The sequence below is a fragment of the Chitinophaga hostae genome (assembly GCF_018224885.1).
In the GTDB taxonomy this organism is placed as follows: domain Bacteria; phylum Bacteroidota; class Bacteroidia; order Chitinophagales; family Chitinophagaceae; genus Chitinophaga; species Chitinophaga hostae.
The window spans coordinates 446,084-467,834 of record NZ_JAGTXB010000003.1; the positions used below are offsets into that span (position 1 = coordinate 446,084).

At 45.9% G+C, this 21,751-nt stretch carries 20 protein-coding genes; 13 read left to right on the forward strand and 7 right to left on the reverse strand.

Going from position 1 to position 21,751, the window contains the following annotated elements:
* Positions 1-44: 44 nt before the first annotated feature.
* The gene (locus tag KE626_RS08950; RefSeq protein ID WP_079473337.1) at positions 45-326 is read right to left on the reverse strand and encodes a co-chaperone GroES; all 282 of its coding nucleotides are present in this window, start codon (positions 324-326) and stop codon (positions 45-47) included.
* Between the two features lie 423 nt (positions 327-749).
* Between KE626_RS08950 and nusB the strand changes: the two genes are divergently transcribed.
* The 5 genes from nusB (at position 750) to KE626_RS08975 (ending at position 3,640) form a co-directional block, all read left to right on the forward strand.
* Positions 750-1,679: a transcription antitermination factor NusB gene (nusB, locus tag KE626_RS08955; RefSeq protein WP_211972526.1), complete on the forward strand. Its 930-nt coding sequence runs from the start codon at positions 750-752 to the stop codon at positions 1,677-1,679.
* Positions 1,680-1,716: 37 nt separating this feature from the next.
* Positions 1,717-2,160: a DUF1573 domain-containing protein gene (locus KE626_RS08960; protein ID WP_211972527.1), complete on the forward strand. Its 444-nt coding sequence runs from the start codon at positions 1,717-1,719 to the stop codon at positions 2,158-2,160.
* 28 nt (positions 2,161-2,188) lie between these two features.
* A complete protein-coding gene (gene yajC / locus KE626_RS08965; protein ID WP_249207366.1) occupies positions 2,189-2,533 on the forward strand; it encodes a preprotein translocase subunit YajC in 345 nt (114 codons plus the stop codon).
* Between the two features lie 132 nt (positions 2,534-2,665).
* The gene (gene coaE / locus KE626_RS08970) at positions 2,666-3,262 is read left to right on the forward strand and encodes a dephospho-CoA kinase (RefSeq protein ID WP_211972528.1); all 597 of its coding nucleotides are present in this window, start codon (positions 2,666-2,668) and stop codon (positions 3,260-3,262) included.
* A gap of 66 nt (positions 3,263-3,328) precedes the next feature.
* A complete protein-coding gene (locus tag KE626_RS08975; protein ID WP_211972529.1) occupies positions 3,329-3,640 on the forward strand; it encodes a HesB/IscA family protein in 312 nt (103 codons plus the stop codon).
* Positions 3,641-3,721: 81 nt separating this feature from the next.
* On the opposite strand, the gene secDF is transcribed toward KE626_RS08975, so the two are convergent.
* Positions 3,722-6,874 (reverse strand): protein translocase subunit SecDF, encoded by a 3,153-nt coding sequence (gene secDF, locus KE626_RS08980; RefSeq protein WP_211972530.1) that lies wholly within the window; start codon positions 6,872-6,874, stop codon positions 3,722-3,724.
* A 214-nt stretch (positions 6,875-7,088) separates the two neighbouring features.
* Here secDF and KE626_RS08985 point away from each other — a divergent pair, with 214 nt between their 5' ends.
* The 4 genes from KE626_RS08985 (at position 7,089) to KE626_RS09000 (ending at position 11,152) form a co-directional block, all read left to right on the forward strand.
* On the forward strand, positions 7,089-8,306 hold the full coding sequence (locus KE626_RS08985) for a serine hydrolase (protein ID WP_211972531.1): 1,218 nt from the start codon (positions 7,089-7,091) through the stop codon (positions 8,304-8,306).
* A gap of 23 nt (positions 8,307-8,329) precedes the next feature.
* Positions 8,330-9,082, forward strand: a complete 753-nt coding sequence (locus KE626_RS08990; RefSeq protein ID WP_211972532.1) for a DUF4397 domain-containing protein — start codon at positions 8,330-8,332, stop codon at positions 9,080-9,082.
* A 257-nt stretch (positions 9,083-9,339) separates the two neighbouring features.
* Positions 9,340-10,479, forward strand: coding sequence for a pyridoxal phosphate-dependent aminotransferase (locus KE626_RS08995; RefSeq protein WP_211972533.1), 1,140 nt, complete (start codon positions 9,340-9,342; stop codon positions 10,477-10,479).
* Between the two features lie 148 nt (positions 10,480-10,627).
* Positions 10,628-11,152: a DUF7935 family protein gene (locus KE626_RS09000; protein WP_211972534.1), complete on the forward strand. Its 525-nt coding sequence runs from the start codon at positions 10,628-10,630 to the stop codon at positions 11,150-11,152.
* On the opposite strand, the gene KE626_RS09005 is transcribed toward KE626_RS09000, so the two are convergent.
* A complete protein-coding gene (locus KE626_RS09005; protein ID WP_211972535.1) occupies positions 11,153-12,061 on the reverse strand; it encodes a M23 family metallopeptidase in 909 nt (302 codons plus the stop codon). It lies immediately after the preceding gene.
* A 96-nt stretch (positions 12,062-12,157) separates the two neighbouring features.
* On the opposite strand from KE626_RS09005, the gene KE626_RS09010 reads away from it, so the two are divergent.
* Both KE626_RS09010 and KE626_RS09015 read left to right on the forward strand, forming a co-directional pair.
* Positions 12,158-13,705 (forward strand): acyl-CoA mutase large subunit family protein, encoded by a 1,548-nt coding sequence (locus KE626_RS09010; RefSeq protein WP_211972536.1) that lies wholly within the window; start codon positions 12,158-12,160, stop codon positions 13,703-13,705.
* A 25-nt stretch (positions 13,706-13,730) separates the two neighbouring features.
* A complete protein-coding gene (locus KE626_RS09015; RefSeq protein ID WP_211972537.1) occupies positions 13,731-14,639 on the forward strand; it encodes a class I SAM-dependent methyltransferase in 909 nt (302 codons plus the stop codon).
* Between the two features lie 205 nt (positions 14,640-14,844).
* Here the strand turns inward: KE626_RS09015 and KE626_RS09020 are convergent, their stop codons facing one another.
* Positions 14,845-17,007, reverse strand: a complete 2,163-nt coding sequence (locus KE626_RS09020; protein ID WP_211972538.1) for a S46 family peptidase — start codon at positions 17,005-17,007, stop codon at positions 14,845-14,847.
* Between the two features lie 123 nt (positions 17,008-17,130).
* Here KE626_RS09020 and KE626_RS35020 point away from each other — a divergent pair, with 123 nt between their 5' ends.
* Together KE626_RS35020 and KE626_RS09030 are read left to right on the forward strand one after the other, a co-directional pair.
* Positions 17,131-18,252 carry a sensor histidine kinase gene (locus KE626_RS35020; protein ID WP_211972539.1) on the forward strand — a complete coding sequence of 374 codons (1,122 nt, stop codon included), beginning with the start codon at positions 17,131-17,133 and terminating at the stop codon, positions 18,250-18,252.
* Between the two features lie 3 nt (positions 18,253-18,255).
* Positions 18,256-18,948, forward strand: coding sequence for a LytR/AlgR family response regulator transcription factor (locus KE626_RS09030; RefSeq protein ID WP_211972540.1), 693 nt, complete (start codon positions 18,256-18,258; stop codon positions 18,946-18,948).
* An 8-nt stretch (positions 18,949-18,956) separates the two neighbouring features.
* On the opposite strand, the gene KE626_RS09035 is transcribed toward KE626_RS09030, so the two are convergent.
* From KE626_RS09035 to KE626_RS09045, 3 genes are all read right to left on the reverse strand, one after another.
* Positions 18,957-19,448: a hypothetical protein gene (locus KE626_RS09035; protein ID WP_211972541.1), complete on the reverse strand. Its 492-nt coding sequence runs from the start codon at positions 19,446-19,448 to the stop codon at positions 18,957-18,959.
* Position 19,449: 1 nt separating this feature from the next.
* Positions 19,450-20,166: a peptidase associated/transthyretin-like domain-containing protein gene (locus KE626_RS09040; protein ID WP_211972542.1), complete on the reverse strand. Its 717-nt coding sequence runs from the start codon at positions 20,164-20,166 to the stop codon at positions 19,450-19,452.
* Positions 20,167-20,405: 239 nt separating this feature from the next.
* Positions 20,406-21,233: a M57 family metalloprotease gene (locus tag KE626_RS09045; protein WP_211972543.1), complete on the reverse strand. Its 828-nt coding sequence runs from the start codon at positions 21,231-21,233 to the stop codon at positions 20,406-20,408.
* Positions 21,234-21,751 lie beyond the last annotated feature (518 nt).

The window sequence follows — 21,751 nt, forward strand, 5'->3', positions numbered from 1 at the left end:
TGTAGATTTTTCTTTTAGGAATTAATACATATCCGCAGTTGATCTTAAACGATCGCCAGGATATCAGATTCACGCATGATTAAGTAGTCTTCGCCTTCGATAGGGAGTTCCTGACCGGAGTATTTACCGTACAGTACAGTATCTCCTACCTTTACAGTGATCGGTTCATCTTTTTTACCAGGACCGGCAGCCACTACAGTGCCTCTCACTGGTTTTTCTTTTGCGGTATCGGGGATAATGATACCACCAGCTGTTTTCTCTTCTGCTGCTGCAGGTTTCACGATTACCCTGTCAGCTAAAGGTTTAATACTTAATTGTTTAGCCATAGTAGATTTTATTTAAAAAAGATGTTTAATTTTTTGTTCCTTCCCGTCCACGAGAATTATGCCAAGGCGGTTTTCGGGTCAAATTTGCAGTTCACGAAGGTATTGACTGTATTCCATACTGACAAATCATGACAGGCCACCCGAAAAAATGACAGGAACGCCCTGCTCCGGATTGTCTTGCCCAGGATTAAACCGATTATGAAGATTTCAGGATTTCTATTTTTTGATTTTCAAGATTTTAAAGATAACGGAGGATTGCAGCGGCTGTTCTTGCTATAATCCTTTGTCATCCTTCATAATCTTTTAAAAATCACCAAAAAAATCCTTAAATCACCATAATCAGTCTAATCCTGGGCAAGACAATCCTCAAATATGAATTTTTTTCTCTAGTTTTGCGCCCTTATACCAGTTCTTTTTTATACGATGATCAGTAGAAGAAACATCCGGGTAAAAGTAATGCAAACACTTTACGCCCTGGAAACGATGGATGAAAGCAGTATTAAGCCAGGCACGGCTACCAGACTTTTGAATGAAAAGCTGGACCAAACCTGTCAGATCTTTACCTACTTACTAAATTCAGTGGTACAGGTGGCGCAATACGCAGAAATTGATGCGCACGCCCGTGCCTCCAAACACTTACCCTCTGCCGAGGATCTGCAGGTGAATACCAAGATTGCAGGCAATGAATTTATTTACCAGATAACCAGTGACAAGGGGTTCCAGGTAAACCTGGAACAATGGAAAATGAAGCTGCAGACAGACGACGATCTGCTCAGGAAGCTTTATAACCAATTGGTGGTAACGGATGTCTATAAGACTTATATAGCAGATGGCAGCCGTACCAAGGCCGGGGAAAAGGAAATACTGGAATTCATCTATAAAGAAATACTGGCGAAAAGCGAGCCGTTCATCCAGCATATGGAAGATACCTTCCTGCACTGGGGCGATGATGAGGAAATGATGAGCATCCTGATCAACAACTATTTCAACAAACCGCATTTGTTCAATTTCCTGCAGCTGATCAGCAAAGAAAAGCTGGACTATGCAAAGGAGCTGTTGCTCACAGTAATTGACAAAAAGGAATACTGCCTGGAGCTGATCAAGCCCAAACTCCAAAACTGGGACTCTGAGCGTATTGCGGCGGTAGACATGTTACTGATGGAAATGGGGGTATGCGAATTTCTCTATTTCCCTACTATTCCTACCAAAGTAACGATCAACGAATACATAGATCTGGCAAAAGCATATAGTACACCACAGAGCGGACAGTTTATCAACGGTATCCTTGATAATATTCTAAAGGACCTGGAAAAAGAACAACTGGTTCAAAAACAGGACCGTCCGAAAAAGTAAGTGGGAAGCGTTATTTTTACCGAAAAATAGCATTACCATGAAAAAACTGTTCTGTTTACTCGCCTGTGGAAGCCTGCTGGTAGCAGCTTGTAACAATAGCGCTAAAAATAATACGCCTGCCTCCGGGGCTGCCGGTGGCGGACAGATAAAAGAAGCCGGTCAATCGTCTGCATTGACCTTTGAAGAAAAAGTACACAACTTCGGAGAAATCGCAGCAGGTGAAAAGGTAGAGTACTCTTTTAAATTCACTAATACCGGCACCAGCCCGCTACTGATCGAGGATGCTATTTCCAGTTGCGGTTGTACGGTACCGGAATGGCCTAAAGAGCCTATCAAACCCGGACAGTCCGGCTATATGAAAGTTATTTTCGATAGCCATGGCAAATCCGGTTATACAGAAAAAGAGATTTCTGTAAAAATCAACAACAGTGATGGTTATGTGGTAGGACCAAAAATCCAGTGTAATATTATTACCAAATAGACCTGATTAAACTATTAAAACAATATAGATGAACATCCTGAACATTTTTTTAATGACGCCTCCGGCAGGTGGACAAGGTGGTGGAAACTCCTACATTTCTTTCCTGTTTTTCGGTGGTATGATTGTCGTGATGTGGCTTTTCATGATTCGCCCACAGACTAAAAAAGCGAAACTGCAGAAACAATTTATCGATAACCTGAAAGAAGGTGATAAAATCGTTACCATCGCCGGTATCCACGGTAAGGTTAAAAAAATGAATGATAACAACACCGTATTAATGGAAGTTAGTCCTGGTACCAGCTTTACCATTGAGCGTTCTGCCATTAGCATGGAATATACCCAGGCTCAGCAAAAACTGGCTGAAACCAAATAAAGGAATTACGAATTAGAAATTACGAATTACGGAGGTGCCGGTAGATATCAGCGAGATCAACATTCGCTTTTTGTCTACCGGCACCTCCGTAATTCGTAATTTCTAATTCGTAATTCTTTTTTAAATTGGGTCATGTTAAAGATAGGAATCACCGGGGGTATCGGCTCCGGCAAAAGCACCGTCAGCAAAATATTTGAGCTGTTAGGCGTACCGGTATATTATGCGGACGAAAGGGCAAAAGATATTCTTGTGCGTGATCCCGAACTCAAGGCGCAGGTGATACAACATTTCGGGGATGGGGTATATGATGAAAACGGCGTACTCGACCGCAAATACCTGGGTAACATTGTATTTAACGACAAGGCCAAACTGGCCATCCTCAACTCCCTGGTGCATCCGGCCACCATCCGCGATGCTGACGAATGGGCCCTGCAGCAGCATACCCCTTATGTATTGAAGGAGGCCGCCCTGCTTTTTGAAACTGAGTCCTTCCACCACCTGGATAAGATAATAGCCGTGTTTGCACCACAACCGCTGCGGGTACATCGCGTAATGAAGCGGGACAATGTAACCCGCAATGAAGTACTGGCACGCATTTACAAGCAGATTGATGAAACCATCAAAATGCGGCTGAGCGATTATATTATACACAACGATGAACAGCATATGGTGATTCCCCAGGTGCTGGCACTCCACCAGCAGCTGCTCACGCTGGCGGCAGCACAATAATCATCGATTCCTAAAAGCTAATAGCTAACTGCTAAAAGCTAAACTAACTTTGATAAAAAACTTATAATGGACCAGGCGAATAACTCCCCCATCCAGCTAACAGCCAGTGCGGTGGAAGAAGTGAAAAAATTATTACAGGGGGCTACGGAAGCCCCTTATCTGCGGGTAGGCATTAAGGGCGGAGGCTGTTCCGGTGTGGCTTATATGCTGGGATTTGATGCTCTAATGGAAGATGACGACCTTTTTGACATTGCCGGCATACCTGTAATCATGAAAAAGGCGCATGGCATGTACCTGATGGGCATGGAAATCGACTATCAGCAGGATGATGCAGCTACGGGCTTCGTTTTCAGAAACCCGGGAAAACAGGCAGATTAATACCTCTTTTTGTTTCACATAAAAAAACCTCCTGGCAAGCCAGGAGGTTTTTTATTTATCAAACATTATTTCAGTTATCTCTTATTTGGTAGCAGGCGCTGCTTTTTTAGCGCTTACTTCTATTGAATCGCTTTCGTTTGCCAGTTGGTTCTTCTTGTCGAAGTCAACCAGTACCGGAGCAGCTACAAAGATAGAAGAGTAAGTACCGGTGATCACACCTATCAGCATCGCGAAGGCGAAACCACGGGTTACTTCACCACCGAAGATAAATAATATCAGGATGGTCAGGAACACTGTCAGGGAGGTCATGATAGTACGGCTCAGGGTATCGTTGATCGCTTTATTGATAACGGTGTCCCTGTCGCGGCCATGTGCACCTGTTTTGAAGTACTCACGGATACGGTCAAATACAATCACCGTATCGTTCATGGAGAACCCGATCACTGTCAGGATCGCAGCAATAAAGTGCTGGTCAATTTCCAGTGTAAACGGTACAAATGATCTGCACCAGGAGAATACTGCCAATGTTACCAGTACGTCGTGCAGCAGGGAGAAGATAGTACCGATAGAGTACTGCCATTTGCTGAAACGTAACAGGATATAAAGGAAGATCACCACGATAGACAGTATAGTTGCTTTCACGGCACCGGCACGCAGATCATCAGAAATGGTTGGTGAAACGGTTTGTGATCCAACAATATAGCGGGAAGCAAATACTTCCGGTGTTACACCGGCGTCATAGAATTTCTTCAAACCACCGTACAATTTATCAGCTACTTCCTTGTCTACAGCGAGGCTTTGTTGCTCAATTTTGTAGGCAGTAGTGATACTCAGCTGGTTGGTACTTCCGATGGTTTTAACGAATACCTCTGATCCAAATTCTTTTTTCAGTACATCTGCTACTTCTTCGCGGTTCATCGCGTGTTCAAAGCGAACGGTATAGTTACGTCCACCGGAGAAATCGATACCGTGGTCGAAGCCATGGAAGAAGGACGAAACGCCTGCTACCATTACTACCGCAGAGATGATGTATGCATATTTACGTTTGCCTACGAAGTCGAAAGCAGCGTGTTTAAATACTTTACGGGAAATCGGTGTGAAGTATTCGAAGTGTCTTTTCCTCTTCATCCAGAAGTCAGTTACCATACGGGAAACCAGGATACCGCAGAACAGAGACAGGAACAGACCTATGATCTGGGTGGTAGCAAAGCCCAGTACAGGACCTAAACCGAAGTAAAACAGGATGAAGGCAGTCAGCAACGAGGTAACGTGACCATCGAGCACGGGCGCATAGGAACGTTTGTAACCGTCTGCCACCGCATCGTGATACGACTTACCATGAGTAAGTTCGTCCTTGATCCTTTCGAAGATGATTACGTTGGTATCCACGGCCATACCGATGGTGAGTACCATACCGGCGATACCGGCCATTGTTAACGTAGCGCCCATAGAAGCCAGGATACCGAAGGTAAACAGCAGGTTGAGCACCAGTGCGATATTTGCAACCCAGCCGGCAGAGTTGTAGTACACCAGCATGAGTACGAAAATGATTCCGAAGGAGATCATAAAGGATTTGGCACCGGCAGCGATAGATTCAGCGCCGAGGGTTGGTCCTACGATCTGTTCCTGAACGATCTGTGCAGGAGCCGGCATTTTACCGGATTTCAGGATATTGGCGAGGTCATTGGCTTCTTCAATGGTAAAGCTACCGCTGATAGAAGAACGGCCACCGGCAATTTCGCCCTGGATGGAAGGTGCAGAATAAACGATGTTATCCAGTACTACTGCCACATAGTTTAAAGTAGCAGGATCTTTAGGATTGCTTGGCGCCAGTTCACCGGTCAGCTTTTTCCACTCATGGGCACCTACGTTATCCATGGTCATGCTGATTTCCGGCTGGTTGTTCTGGTCCATATCCTGTCTGGCGTCAACGATCCTTTCACCGCCCACACGTGGTGCAGGGTTAGCAGGGTTCACTTTCAGCAGGTAAACAGCGATAGGGCCATGTTTATCTTCTTTATTTTCAGGACCGAATGCAATCACGCCATCTTTGGGCAGTACTGCCTGTACAGCGGGCATTTGCAGGTAACGGTTGAAAGTAGCGGTATCTTTTGGTAAAATCCGGCCGATAGACGGACCAGGATAAATGGTACCTGACTGAGGATCAGCGTTCGGGAAGAACACCATGAACAGCGGGTTTTGTTTCTGCTGTTCTTTGATCTGCAATTCTTTGCTGGCGTTTTTACCGGTATCGCTTTTCGACAGGTACTGGGTCAGGCTGCCATCTTTACTGGTATCTGCTTTATCAGCAGCAGCAGTAGTGGTGGCTGCTTTGGCAGTATCTGCTGCAGGAGTGGCAGGTGTGGTGTTCAGTGAATTCCTGATAGCTTCATTCAGCGGCATCAGTACATTCTGGAAAAATTCCGGGCTGTTTTTGTACACTTCCCTGAATTCGAGGTTAGCGGTAGCCTGCAGGTATTTGTGTACGCGGGCAGCGTTATCAACGCCGGCCAGTTCCACTGAAATCAGGCCTTTGTTTTCGTCCAGGCTGATGTTAGGTTGTGCCACACCGAATTTATCAATACGTTTTTGCAGTACGATATAGGTATTTTTAATGGCAACACGTGATTCCTTGCGGATCATGTCCAGCACCTGCTGATTAGAGGAATTGAAAGTGATATCTTTTTGATAAGCGTTCGCAAAGATGGTGGCCAGTTTACCCTGAGGTGCTACTTCGGCGTATGCTTGACCGAACAAAGTAACAAAATCGGCCTGGTTAGTCTTTTTCAGCTCATTTGCCCTTTCCAGCGCTTTGTTAAATGCAGCATCCTTGGATTGACCGGATAAAGCGCGGATAACGTCTTCCACGTTTACTTCCAGTACAACGTTCATACCACCCACCAGGTCCAGACCGAGATTCAGCTCCTTCTCTTTGGCTTTGGTGTAGGTGACATTCCACGGGAAACCTGCAATTTGCTTGCTGCTGGTACTGTCCACGATCTCTTGTCTCCTCTGTTTAATAAACCCTTTCAGTGTATCTGAGTAGAAGCCCTGCAGTTCTGCACTGCCTGGATATTTCTTTTCAGGTGTAGGGTATTGTTTGGCCACATCGTTTTCGGCCTGCTGCTCTATCTTCTTCTCATAGTTCCGCACCAAAAACGTGAAGGACAATTGGTACAAAGAGATAAGGATCAGTGCGATGGCAAAAAATCTTACCAGTCCTTTAAGTTGCATACTGTTTGTTTCGGGTTTATAAAAAAAATTTTTAAGAGTTGCAAAGATAGAATTTAAATCGATATATTAAAGTCCTTGTTAAAAGACGCGCAAAATCAGTATGCGCCTGCGTTTAGAGGTTGGCTGGCATACTTTTTTGCAAATCTGCTGATCCCGGATTCTGGTCTTTTTAATATTATTCCTTTGCTTTACAATCAATAACAACGACAAATATATGCAAACCCAACATTATCCGGCAACAGATAATTTTCTGGAAGCTTTGCTGAAAAGTCAAAAAAGCCGTTTAGGCGCCGTTTTCAGCGACCCATCGTCTTACCGTTTACAGGTAATTTTCACCCGGATAGACCGGGATGCGCAGCAGCAGCCTCATTTTACGGATTATTTTTATGGCGTTCCGCCAGACACCTACTTCTACCCTGCCTCTACGGTAAAGTTACCAGCCGTGGCGCTGGCACTGGAAAAACTCAACGATTTACAGGTGCCGGGGCTCGATGCCCGTACCCCTTTTTATACGGACCCATTACCCGGCATCAATACGGGGGTGCACCACGACCGGTCCGCCGCCTCCGGGCTCCCTTCTGTGGCCCATTACATCAAAAAAATATTCCTGATCAGTGATAACGACGCTTTTAACCGCCTGTACGAGCTTATTGGCCAGGAACATTTTAACCGGCGGCTCTGGGAAATGGGCTATGATCAGGCCGAAATCCGGCACCGGGTTGGATTACCCTTATATGAGGCCGACAACAAACAAACCAACGGAATCAGGTTCCAGGCCGGCAATGTGCTGCTTTACCAGCAGCCGGCACAGCATAGCGGGCTCATATTTCCACCCCGGCAGGATTTTGCCGGCAGGGCGTTCTACAACCACCTGGATAAGCTGGAACAAAGCCCTATGAACTTTTCGCACCGAAATAGGCTCCCTCTTATCCACCTGCACAATATCCTCCGGAGCATAATTTTTCCCGGGGCTGTAACAAATGAGCAGCGTTTCCGTTTAACTGGGGAAGACTATCGTTTTTTATATCGGAGTATGTCGCAATATCCGGGGGAATCAACCGATCCTTTATATGATCCGGAGCAATACCATCAGGCATATACAAGGTTCCTGCTGTACGGAGGAGAAAAAAACAGCCATATCCCGGGGCATATCAGGATATTCAATAAGCCAGGATGGGCATACGGCTTTTTAACGGATACCGCTTATATTGTGGATTTTGCCAGCAAAACCGAGTTCTTATTATCTGCCAGCATCTTTGTAAATACAAGTGGCATCCTGGGAGACGACCAACCCGCTTTTGAAGAAACCGGCAAACCCTTTCTGAAAGCATTGGGAGAAGTAGTTTATACGGCAGAAGCAGAACGTAATAAGAAAATATTACCGGATCTTTCCCGTTTTAGTTTTAATGAAGAAAAAACAACTGATCAATAACACAATTAAAAACTGAGCACAAAATGCTAACCAAGAAAAATCGCGTATGGGCCGTAGTAGCCCTGTTGACCGGAGTAATCGGATTTTCTTCCTGTTTGAAAAATGATAGCAATATCACGCCTCAAAGGCCAATGGCCCAGATCATTATCAAAAATGCATCTACCACCGCCCTGTCTGTTGCCCCTATTTTTTATGATAACGATCAGAAAATAAGCGACAGCACCATTAAGTTTGATTTCATTGCCCGGTATTCTGTTTACGGCGGCCCGCACAAGTTTGACCTCAAGAAAAAAGGAGCAGACAGCCTGATCTCAACTACCGGCATCTATAATATTGATTCTACCCAGTATTACACTTACCTCACCTGGGGTACCAATCCTGTGGTATCAGCGCTCATCAAAACAGATCAAACCAACTACACCACTTCTAAAATCGGTATCCGTTTCTTAAACCTGAGTGCTAACGCAGGTCCGGTTGATGTATACATTGGCAGCGAAAATGGTGAAAAGATAGATAGTAACAGAACTCCTTTCACGCAGTCCCAGATCGGCGGTGCCAGCACTTTCCAGCTGTTCAGCAATTTCAGCATCAACAACCAGATAACGATTACGGAAGCAGGTACTAAAACTAAGATCGCCAATATTAGTTTGTCATCACAAACCAGTGGTGTTACTTCATTTGTTCCCGGTAACTTTTACACCATTTACCTGGCAGGTACCAAAGGCAGCAACGGCGCCGATAAACCGGTTGTCAATGCTTTCTACAGCTTATACTAGCAGCTATCAGCTTATTATACCAACGGCCCATACAGCACAACAGCTGTATGGGCCGTTGCCGTTATGGTGAATAAATATCCCTGCACAAACGCAGAACGGGCCGTGGTTACGGCTCGTTCTGCGTTTGTGCAGCAGCCGGGTATGATCTTTCCATGTATTATCTACTTTTTTTCTGTAGGTTTGTTCCGGTACAATGTTAAGATATGAATCAACTAGCAGAAAGGCTGTCAAGGATTTCCGAGCCTCAAACAATTAAAATGGCTAAACTCGGCCGCGAGTTGAAAGCCCAGGGTATAGATATTGTGGACCTTAGTATCGGAGAACCGGATTTTGATACCCCGGTGCATATCCGTGAAGCCGCCAAAAAGGCGATTGACGAAGGATTTACACACTATACACCGGTGGCCGGCTATCCGGAAGTAAGAAAGGCAGTAGTGCATAAACTGAAGAGAGATAACGGTCTTGACTATACGCCGGAACAGATAGTCGTATCTACCGGCGCCAAACAATGCCTGGCAAACGCGGTACTGAGTATCGTGAATCCGGGCGATGAGGTGATCATCCCTACTCCTTACTGGGTAACCTATTCAGAACAGGTGAGTCTTTGCCAGGGCGAAGTGGTATTTGTTCACTGCAGCATTGAAAACAACTATAAAATTACACCGGAGCAGCTGGAAGCGGCCATCACGCCTAAAACCAGGCTGTTTATGTTCTCCTCTCCCTGTAACCCTACCGGATCGGTATATTCCCGGGAAGAGCTGGAAGGACTGGCCGCTGTATTTGCCAAACACCCGGAAATTTTTATCATTTCCGATGAAATATATGAATACATCAACTACGTGGGCAAACATGAAAGCATCGCGCAGTTTGGAGATCTGATCAACCGTACCATCATTATCAATGGTTTGAGCAAGGGATTTGCCATGACGGGCTGGCGTTTGGGTTATATGGCTGCGCCACTGGATATTGCCAAAGCGTGTGATAAAATCCAGAGCCAGTTTACCTCTGCCACCTGCTCTATCACCCAGCGGGCTGCTGTTACCGCCCTTACCGGCGATCTGACCACTGCTGTGGAAATGGTAGCGGAATTCAAAAAACGCCGCGCATATATCCACGAAGCCCTGAAAACCATTCCCGGTTTAAAGGTAAACGATCCGGAAGGCGCCTTCTATATGTTTCCCGACATCAGCGCGTTTCTGAATAAATCATATGAGGATCTGCATATCAAAAATGCGGATGACCTTTGCATGTTCCTGCTTCACAAAGCCAATGTGTCTACCGTAACCGGCAGCGCATTCCAGCAACCCAATTGTATCCGCCTGTCGTATGCCACCAGTATGGATAAACTGGAAAAAGGCGTGGAAAGAATGAGGACCTGGCTGGGAAAACTGGCGTGAGAGGGAATTGAGAATTACGAATTACGGAGCACTGGATAGATATACGGGGATCATCTTCCATTATCTGATATATTACGCCGTAATTCGTAATTCCTAATTCGTAATTATATATAATATTATTATATATTTGTGTGAATAACGTATAAAGATGGATGTGAATAAACTATTGTATGTAGCGATTGCAATTGGTGCAGTTGCTATCATATATCCGACAATAAAAGATCTTTTCAAAAAAAATAAGCCGGATGGCGCCTCTCCGGAAGATAAACCGGCGCCTGTAAATGCCGCTATCCTGCCATTGCAGCTGCAGGCATACGAAAGAATGGCGTTGTATGTAGACCGTATTACTCCTCAAAGTCTGATCGGGCGTATTTATCAGCCGGGGCTGCTGGCGGTGGATATGCAGATTGCTATGGTACAAAATATCAAGGCAGAATACGAGCATAATGTTACCCAACAGATCTATGTATCTACCATGACCTGGGAAGCCGTAAAAACATTGAAGGAACAAACCATTTCGGTGATCAACCAGGTAGCGGTGCAATTGCCGCCGGATGCGCCTGCGATGGAACTGAACAAACAAATCCTGGAAGTTTTTTTACAGGCCGGTGAATCTCCTGCGGAACTGACCTCCCAGATCATTAATGCTGAAGCGAAACGCCTGATGAGATAATCACTTCGCGCGGATCACTTCATTCAGCAGATACCCTTTTCCATTAAACAGTATGTAAAGTGGTTTTCCCTGGTACCAGGGAACGCCGGCGGTTTTGGCATGCACCTGTATATGCAGGTGAGGCTCTGTACTAAAACCCGAGTTGCCCACGCAGCCCAGGGCCTGTCCCTGTTTTACATACTGCCCTTCGTGCACAATTACGCTATTCATCTTAAGATGTGCCATAAACACATAATAACCGGGTGTTTCCAGCAATACCTGGTTGGTATTTTTCGGGCCTCTGTCCATCGCCGGCGGAATATTATCCGGGTTACTGCTGTAAGCCCTTGTTACCAGCCCGTCGCAGGGCGCGTAAACCGTATCGCCGAAAATTTCATAATCTGTTAGTTTACGGGAAAATATTTTATTCGCCCGGCCTCCGCTGTTGTTAAGTCTTACGATATCCATGGCATATACCGCGCCCCTTAAACTAAAGTGGAAAACATTAGTGGGCAATCCTTTCCCACCCTGCAACACAAAATAGTTACCGGGCTTAAAAGGCAACGACAGCGCCACTGTATCCGGTTTACCCGTAGTACCGGTGAAATAAAGGATACTGAACACAATGAAAACGGCCGACAAAAAAAAGTTGCTCCGCTTTTTCCACCGCGGCGTTGGTTTGGCCGTATGGTCGTGCTTTCGCAGTACATAAGCCGCGCAGCAGAGCAGTAATAAACCGCCAAAAATATAACCGGCATAAATGGAAAGATATACCCAGGTACCATACAGGTATAGAAACACGGCCAGTGTAAGACCCAGCAACAGATAGCTGAAAGTAGCCGGCAATGGCCTGCTTCCTGCCTTCCAGACAAGATATAAACTATATAATCCCAGCACGAGGGTAATGCCTAATAAACAATAAATGATCATAAGAGCCAGCCAACTTTCACACAAATTATCAATATTTTTCTCAGCGGCGAAGTACCATAATAATTATGTAACATTGCAACGCTAGTTTTAGATACTATGGAAAAAACCATTCAAACCGATTCGGGCATCGTTATAGCGCCGCTGTATACCCAGCCGGTGGCTATGGAAGAGCTGCCTGGCAGTTTTCCCTACACCCGGGGCATACACGCTTCCATGTACCGCGATAAACTGTGGACCATGCGGCAATATGCAGGGTTCAGTACAGCGGAAGAATCGAATAAGCGTTATCATTACCTGTTAAGTCAGGGCGTAATGGGATTAAGTGTTGCCTTTGATTTACCTACCCAGATCGGCTACGATTCCGACCACCCGATGTCAGAAGGAGAAGTAGGCAAAGTAGGAGTGGCCATAGATTCTCTCGAGGATATGGAAATATTATTTAAGGATATTTCTCTCGAACAAATATCTACCTCTATGACGATCAATGCCACCGGTTTTATACTGCTGGCCTTTTATATCGCACTCGCTAAAAAACAAGGCGCCGACCTTAAAAAAATTTCCGGCACCATACAAAATGATATCCTGAAAGAATATGCAGCCAGGGGCACTTTTATTTATCCGCCACAGCCCTCCATGCGGTTGATCACGGATATTTTTGCCTATTGCAGTAAGGAAGTCCCCAAATGGAATACCATCTCCATTTCCGGCTATCACATCCGGGAAGCCGGCGCCAATGCAGTGCAGGAGCTTGCCTTTACGCTGGCTAACGGGAAGGCATATCTGAAAGCAGCACTGGAAAAAGGACTGGATATCAATGTATTCGCCAAAAGACTTTCCTTCTTTTTTAATGCACACAACCATTTGTTTGAAGAGGTAGCCAAATTCCGTGCAGCAAGGCGGATGTGGGCGCACATCACTCAATCGCTGGGCGCCACAGATCCCAAAGCACAGATGTTGCGCTTCCATACGCAAACCGGGGGCAGCACACTAACGGCACAACAACCACAGAACAATATAGTACGGGTAGCTATCCAAACGCTGGCTGCTACCATGGGAGGCACCCAATCGCTGCATACCAACGGCTACGATGAGGCGTTATCGTTACCTACGGAAGAAGCGGCCCGCATTGCGTTGCGTACCCAACAGATCGTTGGTTATGAAAGCGGTGTAGCCGACACCCCGGATCCGCTGGCCGGTTCATTTTATGTGGAAGCGCTCACCAACGAAGTAGAAAGCAAAGCCTGGGAGCTGATCAATAAAATAGATGCCATGGGAGGCGCTGTCAGCGCAATAGAACAGGGCTTTATACAGGATGAGATAGCCCGCAGCGCCTATAAATACCAGCAGGAAATAGAAAATAATGAAAAAATTATCATCGGTGTGAATAAATTTACGGCGGCCGACCAGGCTGCGCCGGAAGTTTTCCGTATCGATGACAGCATCCGTATATTACAGTCCGAACGACTGCAATCATTACGTGCCAGACGCGATAATGCCGCAGTACAAACGGCGCTGACAAAAATCAGGCAGGCTGCCGGCACCAACGAAAACCTGATGCCACTGGTAGTGGAAGCAGTAGAGCACCTGGCAACACTGGGCGAAATAGCAGATGTACTGAGAGAAGTATGGGGAGAGTATAAATAATTATATAAGCGTATTCAACAATCAAATGAGTTTAATCTATCACAACAACTGCCCGCTTTGTGGTTCCGCACAGATACATGAAGCGCTGGATGCCAAAGACTATACTGTATCAAAAGAAACCTTCCATATTGTCCACTGCGGAGGCTGTGGCGGCCGGTTTACACAAAACGTACCCGATGGTGCGCATATAGGCCGTTATTACCAGTCGCAGGAATATATTTCGCATTCTGAAACCAAAAAAGGACTCATCAACCGTTTATACCACAGCGTGAGAAAGATCACGCTGCGCTCCAAACAAAACTGGGTGCGCAATGCCGCTGGTATCAAACAGGGTACCTTACTGGACATCGGCAGCGGTACCGGCGCTTTCCTGCATTATATGCAGCTTGGCGGGTGGACAGTTACCGGTCTTGAGCCCGACGAAAATGCACGCCGCAATGCAAAAGACATCTACAATATCACCGCACTCCCGGTAGAAGAATTATATACACTGGCGCCGCAACAGTTTGATGCGATTACGATGTGGCATGTACTGGAACATGTACATGACCTGCACCGGTACCTGGATCATATCCGTACCCTGCTGAAACCCGGTGGCTCCCTGCTGATTGCAGTTCCAAACTATACCTCTTCCGATGCCGGCTACTACAAAGAATACTGGGCAGCCTACGATGTGCCGCGGCACCTTTATCATTTTTCACCAGGTGCAATGGAAAAGCTGTTAACACAGCACCACATCCAACTTGTAAAGAAACATCCGATGGTATTTGATGGCTTCTATGTAAGTCTGCTCAGCGAAAAATATAAAACAGGCAAAAGTCGCCTGCTGCAGGGATTTTTCCATGGCTTCCGCTCTTACAGGAAAGGCCTGAAAACAGTGGACAGATGCAGCTCGATCGTGTACGAATGCAAGGCAGCTGTTCAGCGAAGTTAGTCTTGCCCAGGATTTAAGTGATTATGATGATTTACAGGATTTTATTTTTTTGATTAAAGAGATTTAAAAAGATTTGGGTAGATATCAGCGGAAAAAATTCGCTGATATCTACCCAAATCTTTTTAAAATCAAAAAATCATCAATAGAAAAATCCTGTAAATCATCATAATCACTTAAATCCTGGGCAAAACAAAACCCGCTGCGTTTATTGCAATTTAAGTTCATCGATCAGCCTGGTGCATCCGGCGTACTTGTCTACAATAAAAAGTACATAACGGATATCTACCATGATATTTCTGCAGATGGCAGGATCAAAATTAATGTCACTCATAGTACCTTCCCAGGTACGGTCGAAGTTCAGGCCAATGAGGTGTCCGTGCGCATCCAGTGCCGGGCTGCCGGAGTTACCGCCGGTAGTGTGATTGGAGGCAATAAAGCAAACCGGCATTTTGCCGTTTACGCCATAGCGGCCATAATCTTTCTTCTTATAAAGTTCAATCAGTCTTGCAGGTACATCAAACTCATAATCACCCGGAACATATTTTTCCATAACGCCATCGAGGTAGGTGTAGAAGTCGTAGTGAATGGCGTCCCGCGGATTGTAGCCATCCACTTTACCATACGTTACACGAAGGGTGCTGTTGGCGTCCGGGTAGAAAGCTTTTTTGCTGCTCATTACGTCCATTTGCGCTTGCATGTAGGTACGCTGCAGGTTGTTGATATTGGCTTGTATATCTGCCAGCGGTTTGCTTACATTATCCACAAAACCTTTACGCATAGCCATTACCAGTCGGGTAGCGGGGTCCGTCCACATTTGCGACACTACTGTATTATAAGGTTGCTGTACAAATGCTTTTAATTTTTCGGGAGATGTTAAACCGGACAGGGCATACAACTTATCGGACAATGTGCGGCCGTCGCGGTTATGCTCCTGCCATATCTGTGCAAATTCGTTACCGGCGTACCTGGCGGGTATTGCTTTGGCGTAGAGGTTAGTAAGACTCACACAAATATCGTGGTCTACTTTTGCATTATAGTTCTGGTAAAATGGTTGCATAGACGCCAGGAACTGCTCGCGCATGGTTTCATACTGTCCCTCTCCCCGTTCATGCACATCGTTGAGGAATGTGATTAAGCGATCACCCACGGTAAATAATTCCACATTTTTTACCAGTTCGCTGTAGTAATCGCGTGCCTGTGCGTAGGGTTGTATCTGGCTATAGTAAAGGTTCAATGAATCAAGCACCCCGCTATATTTCTGTTTCCATACCGGGTTGGCTTCCATCAGCTGCCGGTAGTTATCTTCATATTGCAGCTTTTTGCCGATGCCGTTGGTTTGTTTTACCCCCTGCATTTCGCCCATCCATTTTTTCCAGTAATTAGCTGTACCGGCATACTTGGCGGCATATTGTATTTTGATCTGTTGATCTTTGCGCATGTAGCCATCTATAATTTTGAGGGCGGCATCCCGCATGTCTACTTTGGCGGCATCCAGTACCTCCACCGTTTGCTTTACGGCTTCTGAGGGCAGGTATTCCGTGGTACGGCCCGGGAAGCCCATCACCATGGTAAAGTCGTTTTGCTTTACCCCTTTCAGGGAGATGGTCAGCGCATATTTGGGCTTTAAAGGCACATTATCCTTTGAATAAGGCGCCGGGCGACCATCTTTACCGGCATAGATACGAAACATCGAAAAATCGCCCGTATGACGCGGCCACACCCAGTTATCTGTATCTGACCCAAACTTACCGATAGAAGAAGGCGGTGCGCCCACCAACCGTACGTCCCGGTAAGTTTCTGTTACAAACAGGAAATACTGGTTGCCTTCATAAAATGGTTTTATCATCACATCCTGCCAGCTTTCCCGGCGAACAGTTTGTTTAATATCGTTCAGGCGCCTGTCGATCACCGACTGCCGTTCTTTTTCGCTCATACCGGGTTTCACATCCTGCAGAGCTGCTTTGGTGATATCGTCGATGCGCACAATGAAGGTGGCAAACAAACCGGGGTTAGGCAGTTCTTCTACGGCCGACTTCGCCCAGAAACCGTTTTCAAGGAAGTTGTTCTGCAGGGAAGAATGCTTTTGAATGGCATCATAGCCGCAGTGGTGATTGGTGAGCAGCAATCCCTGTTCAGAGATCACTTCAGCCGTACAAAAACCACCAAAGCTTACGATAGCATCTTTCAGACTGCCTTTGTTGATATTGTAGATATCCGAGGCGGTGATTTTCATACCCATTCCCTTCATCTCTTTTTCATTGAGGCCGGACAGCAGCTGAGGCAGCCACATCCCTTCCGTGGCATAAGCCTGCCGCGCAAGTACGAGGAGTACCAACAGCAGCACAGGTTTCGCGATTCGTTGCAACATATCTGATATTCTTTTTATAAAAGAGGCAATTTACTATAATTCGGGGAGGGTGGAAAAGATAACCCCGCGTTTCCTGTGATTCATCGACATAAACCAGCTGTTTAGAGAGATCACGCGTGTAATGTGAACGGATTACCTGAATTTCATCCCTATATCTATCTGTCGCAAATGTTCCGGTTAAAATCTTCGGTAGTAATAGCTCACATCACTGGGTGGCTGATATGCCTTAGTTTACCGCTGCTGTTTATTAGCGGGCAAACGGGCGACCATAAAGCACTCTCCCTCTTATTTTCAGCAGATTACCTGGTATTCCTGGTAACCTATGTAGCATTATTCTATTTCCATACTATTTTTCTTTTTCCGCAGCTGTATTTCCGGAAACAGTATGTGCTGTACTTCCTGGCGGTATTGCTGCTGCTGATCATGGTCAATTACATGCAGCCCTTTGATCACCTGTTCAGGCGGATGCCGCATCCGGGCAGGGAAACGGGCTGGCACCCGCCCATGCCACCGGGATCGGGGCAAAACGGGCGGCCACCCGGCAAGCCACCCGTGAAAGTAGATATGGTAAGTGACTTTCTTTTCCTGCTGACCATTGCCCTGAGCATTGCCATTGAAACCACCCGCCGCTGGCGGCAAACCGAGAAAAGAGCGCTGTACGCTGAAACCAGTAAAACCCAGGCAGAACTTTCTTTCCTGAAAGCACAGATCAACCCGCACTTCCTGTTCAATACCCTTAACAATATTTACTCGCTCGCCATAACCCGCAATGAAAATACGGCGATGAGCATTATGAAGCTATCCAACATGCTTCGCTATGTCACCGAATATACCCGGGATGATTATGTGCTGCTGGAAAGCGAGATAGATTGCTTACGTGATTACATTGACCTGCAAAAGCTCCGGCTTACCGCCAAAACAAAGGTCAACTTTTCTGTTACCGGCAGTCCCGGTATCAATTGCATTGCCCCGCTGGTGCTGTTGCCCTTCCTGGAAAACGCATTTAAATACGGCGTAAGCAATCACGAAGCGTCAGAGATCAATATCCTGCTGAATACATCTGAGCATCATATCCATTTCTATTGCAGCAATAAACTATTCCGGATAACACCTGACACCAGCCGCACCGGCATTGGCATTTCCAACACCAGGCAAAGACTGGATCATTTATACCCCGACAAATATGAGTTGCAGATCAGTGAAGGTAACGGCGCGTATGCTATTTCTTTACAATTACAGGTATAACCGATGGAGATTAAATTTATAGTGATAGATGATGAACCACCTGCCTTGCAGGTGATCAAAACGTACGCACAGCAGTTTCCCTGGCTGAAACTGCTGCATACTTTTGAAGACGCGGTTTCTGCATCGGAATACCTGCGCCAGGTACCGGCAGACCTTATTTTCCTGGACATTAACATGCCGGATATCAATGGACTGGACCTGGCCAGAGGCCTCACTACCCATCCGATGATCATTTTCACCACCGCCTACCGGCAATATGCCTTTGAGGGTTTTGAGCTCGATGCCATCGACTACCTGCTAAAGCCTATTCCCTTTCAACGTTTTGAAAAGGCGGTACAAAAAGCGCAGGCTCACTCCCGGCAGCAGCTGCTGCCGGCCGGCACAGAAAGCCTGCTCGTACATTCCTCATATCAATGCGTAAAAATACCATTGCACGACATCGTGTATATAGAAAGTATGGAAGATTATATCCGGATACACCGGACCGGGCAAGCACCTGTGCTGACATTAATGACGTTAAAAAAAATACTGGAGAAGCTGCCCTCAGAGCGGTTCCGGAGAATCCACCGCAGCTACATCGTAGCGGTGGATAAAGTCCGGACAGTAGTAAACAGGAAAGTGAAACTCAGCTCGGCGGCGGAGCTGCCGGTCAGCGACAGTTACATTGATTTTATACGCGACTGGAAGCAGTTGTAGGCCCGACCTTACGTCATTTCCTCATAACTACAAATGCTGATGTGTTGATGGAGCGATAGCATAAACGTATCGTTTGTATCCTGAAACCCTAGCAGCAGATGGTCTCCTATTACTTTGTGCAGCAACAGCGGCGCGGTGTAATACAGGATGGCCACGCTGTGCGCCTGCCGGTCAAGAATATCCGATGCGATGATTTTAAACTGGTATCGTTGAAACGGCAGCTGTATACTCCCGAGGGTATCCCAGGTATCAGGTACCAGGTTGTTCAGCGATTGAACATACAGCCCGATAGCGAAACCCGTTTTGTAATGCAGAGAGTTGGCTTTAGGTTGTTGCGCCACCATTTCAGCAAAGGTCCTGAATTGTTCGGCAGGATTGTATACCTGCGACTGCATTAGAAATTCCGCATAGGAATCATGAAATACCTGCCTGGCAAATGGGGTATTGCTCCCCGCATCGATCACCTGGCGGATGACGAGCGTAATGATTGTTTTCCCCATATCAACCGGCCACATAAATATTATGAACAAGATCGTATCCACCGCCGGTGTTAACAGTCACTGAGGCCAGTTCGGCCGACAATGAATCGCTGAAGATCATATCGGCGCTGTTTTTTGCAACGCTGGTATTTTGGCCGTGTGCAGCATACAATGCCGTTTTATACACAGCGGTATTAATATCGTCGGGAAATGCAATCTGTGTAGTGGTTTTCAGTTTGCTGTTTACATACACCTGTGCATGGATATGCGTTATTCTTCCTTCATACCAGCCGGGATATACCGAAGTAAATTTCACCTGGCCGGCGGTATCACTGTATTGCAGCCCGCGGCAAAATACAAGGGCGGTATTATCCTGGTTGCCCAGGTATCCCCTGTTACTGTACCCGGAGTAGTATCCGTCCTTATCACAATGCCAGATATCTACCCTGGCGTTGGCCAGCGGATTACAGCTATCGTTGGTGTTGAGGATGTTCAGTGTAATATGCAATGGCAGTCCTTCTTTCCCATCGGTAATATCCACACGCTGGATAGAAGATCCCCGGCTGGTATACAACGGGTAAGGACCGTCCGTTTCTTCCGGTGATACTGTACAACCACTGCTGCTACTATCTTTGGAGGGATCAGTACTATCGCCTTTCTTACAGGCGTCTATCAATACAGGAACAGCTGTAGCGCTGATTAAAAGTTGTTTCAGGAATTTTTTACGGGTGTTTTCCATCGCATCATTTTTTTGATCTGTACTAAAGATTCCAATAATGCGGAGGAAACACAAAAATTATAGATGAACCGGTAAGATGTATCGGAGAATAGGTATAAGTTTTATATCAGCAGTATTTCCGGGCCGGAATTTTTTGACAACAGTATTTATTACAGGAGAGAGATCCCGCAATAATGCTGCTCCAGCATCAAAAAATTCCAGGCACCGGAAATACCTCGGCAGATTAACTCATGCAACGATTAGTGATACAGATAATTCAGTGCAATAATATCGTTGGCGTTGAAGGTACGGTTACCGCCGTTAGAGCAGGCCAGCATCCAGGAATTAGCATCCGGGGCAGATGGGGTACCAGGAATCCATACCGCTCCTACTCCACCATCTCCTTCATTTATGGCGCTACCACCACAGCTGTAGGAACGATCCATGTAGTCGGTATGACGCATACCTATACAGTGACCAATTTCATGCTGAATAACAGAACCCACGTACAATACGTTCGGATTAGATCCGTAAGCATACTGATTGGTGTTCATTTTGATGGTGCCATAAGGATTACCGCCGCTGGTTGGGAAACCGGAAGATCCTAATGTGATATAACCACCACTTGGTCCCTGGTTGAACCCTTTGATAGTGATATTAGGGGTACCGCTGGTAATACGCTGGAAGGTAATACGCAGATTGAGTCGGTTGTAACGTGCAATCGCCGTATCTGTTCCGGCAATAAATGCGGTGCCCAGGTTGGTCACTTTAATTTTGATTACGCGGGGCAGTGCACTTACGAGATAATTGGTGCGGTACTGTTCTGTTTTAGCTATCCGGAGAATGGGGCTGACAACTGGTTGTTTCAGCTGGTCTGCTGTTAACAGAATGTCATTTTCTACAAGATAGCCATCTTCGGTTTTCACCACGTTGTCGGTGCTGAAGCCGTTGGCTTTAATCTGGGCTAACACCTCTGCTGATACGGGATCTGGCTTTACTTCTTCTTTTTGCGCGCCATTTTTTTGACAGGACGCAAACAGGAAAGTTGCTGCCACACAGCAAAGGACAGGAAGTGTTTGTTTTCTCATAGTTCAAATTTTGGTTTTGGTTTTAAAAAAAAGATATTGCATCGCCCATTTCTTCAAACGGGCAACTGTTAACAATAACAAAATATTGCAATGATTTTCAGCTCTATAAAGCATCAAAAAGACGTTTGCAAATGTGTAAACACACACAGTCACTTTGCCAGCTTTATGGCCGCAAATACAATGCTCCAGCTTTGTTTATCTTTCCAAAAAACCACGGTAAGTGTGCTCTCGTTTTTGGACGCATACAATAGCTACGATCACCATGATGGCATAGCACCAGGTTTTTTTAATGGTTTGGCGATGATTTAGTGGTACCGGTTATTCCCGGCGAAAAAGACTTGCTCTACTAACTACCATTGTTGTGAAATGGCTCTTCCAGATCGTTGTTTAGATTGCTCAGATTTTGTTGAATTTCTAGTGTTAGGATTCCCTGTTTCAATATTACAACTTTCGTTTTACTTAAAAAAAATATTTTGTTTTTATCCGTATAAAATTGCGTTGAAAACCTAAATACACTA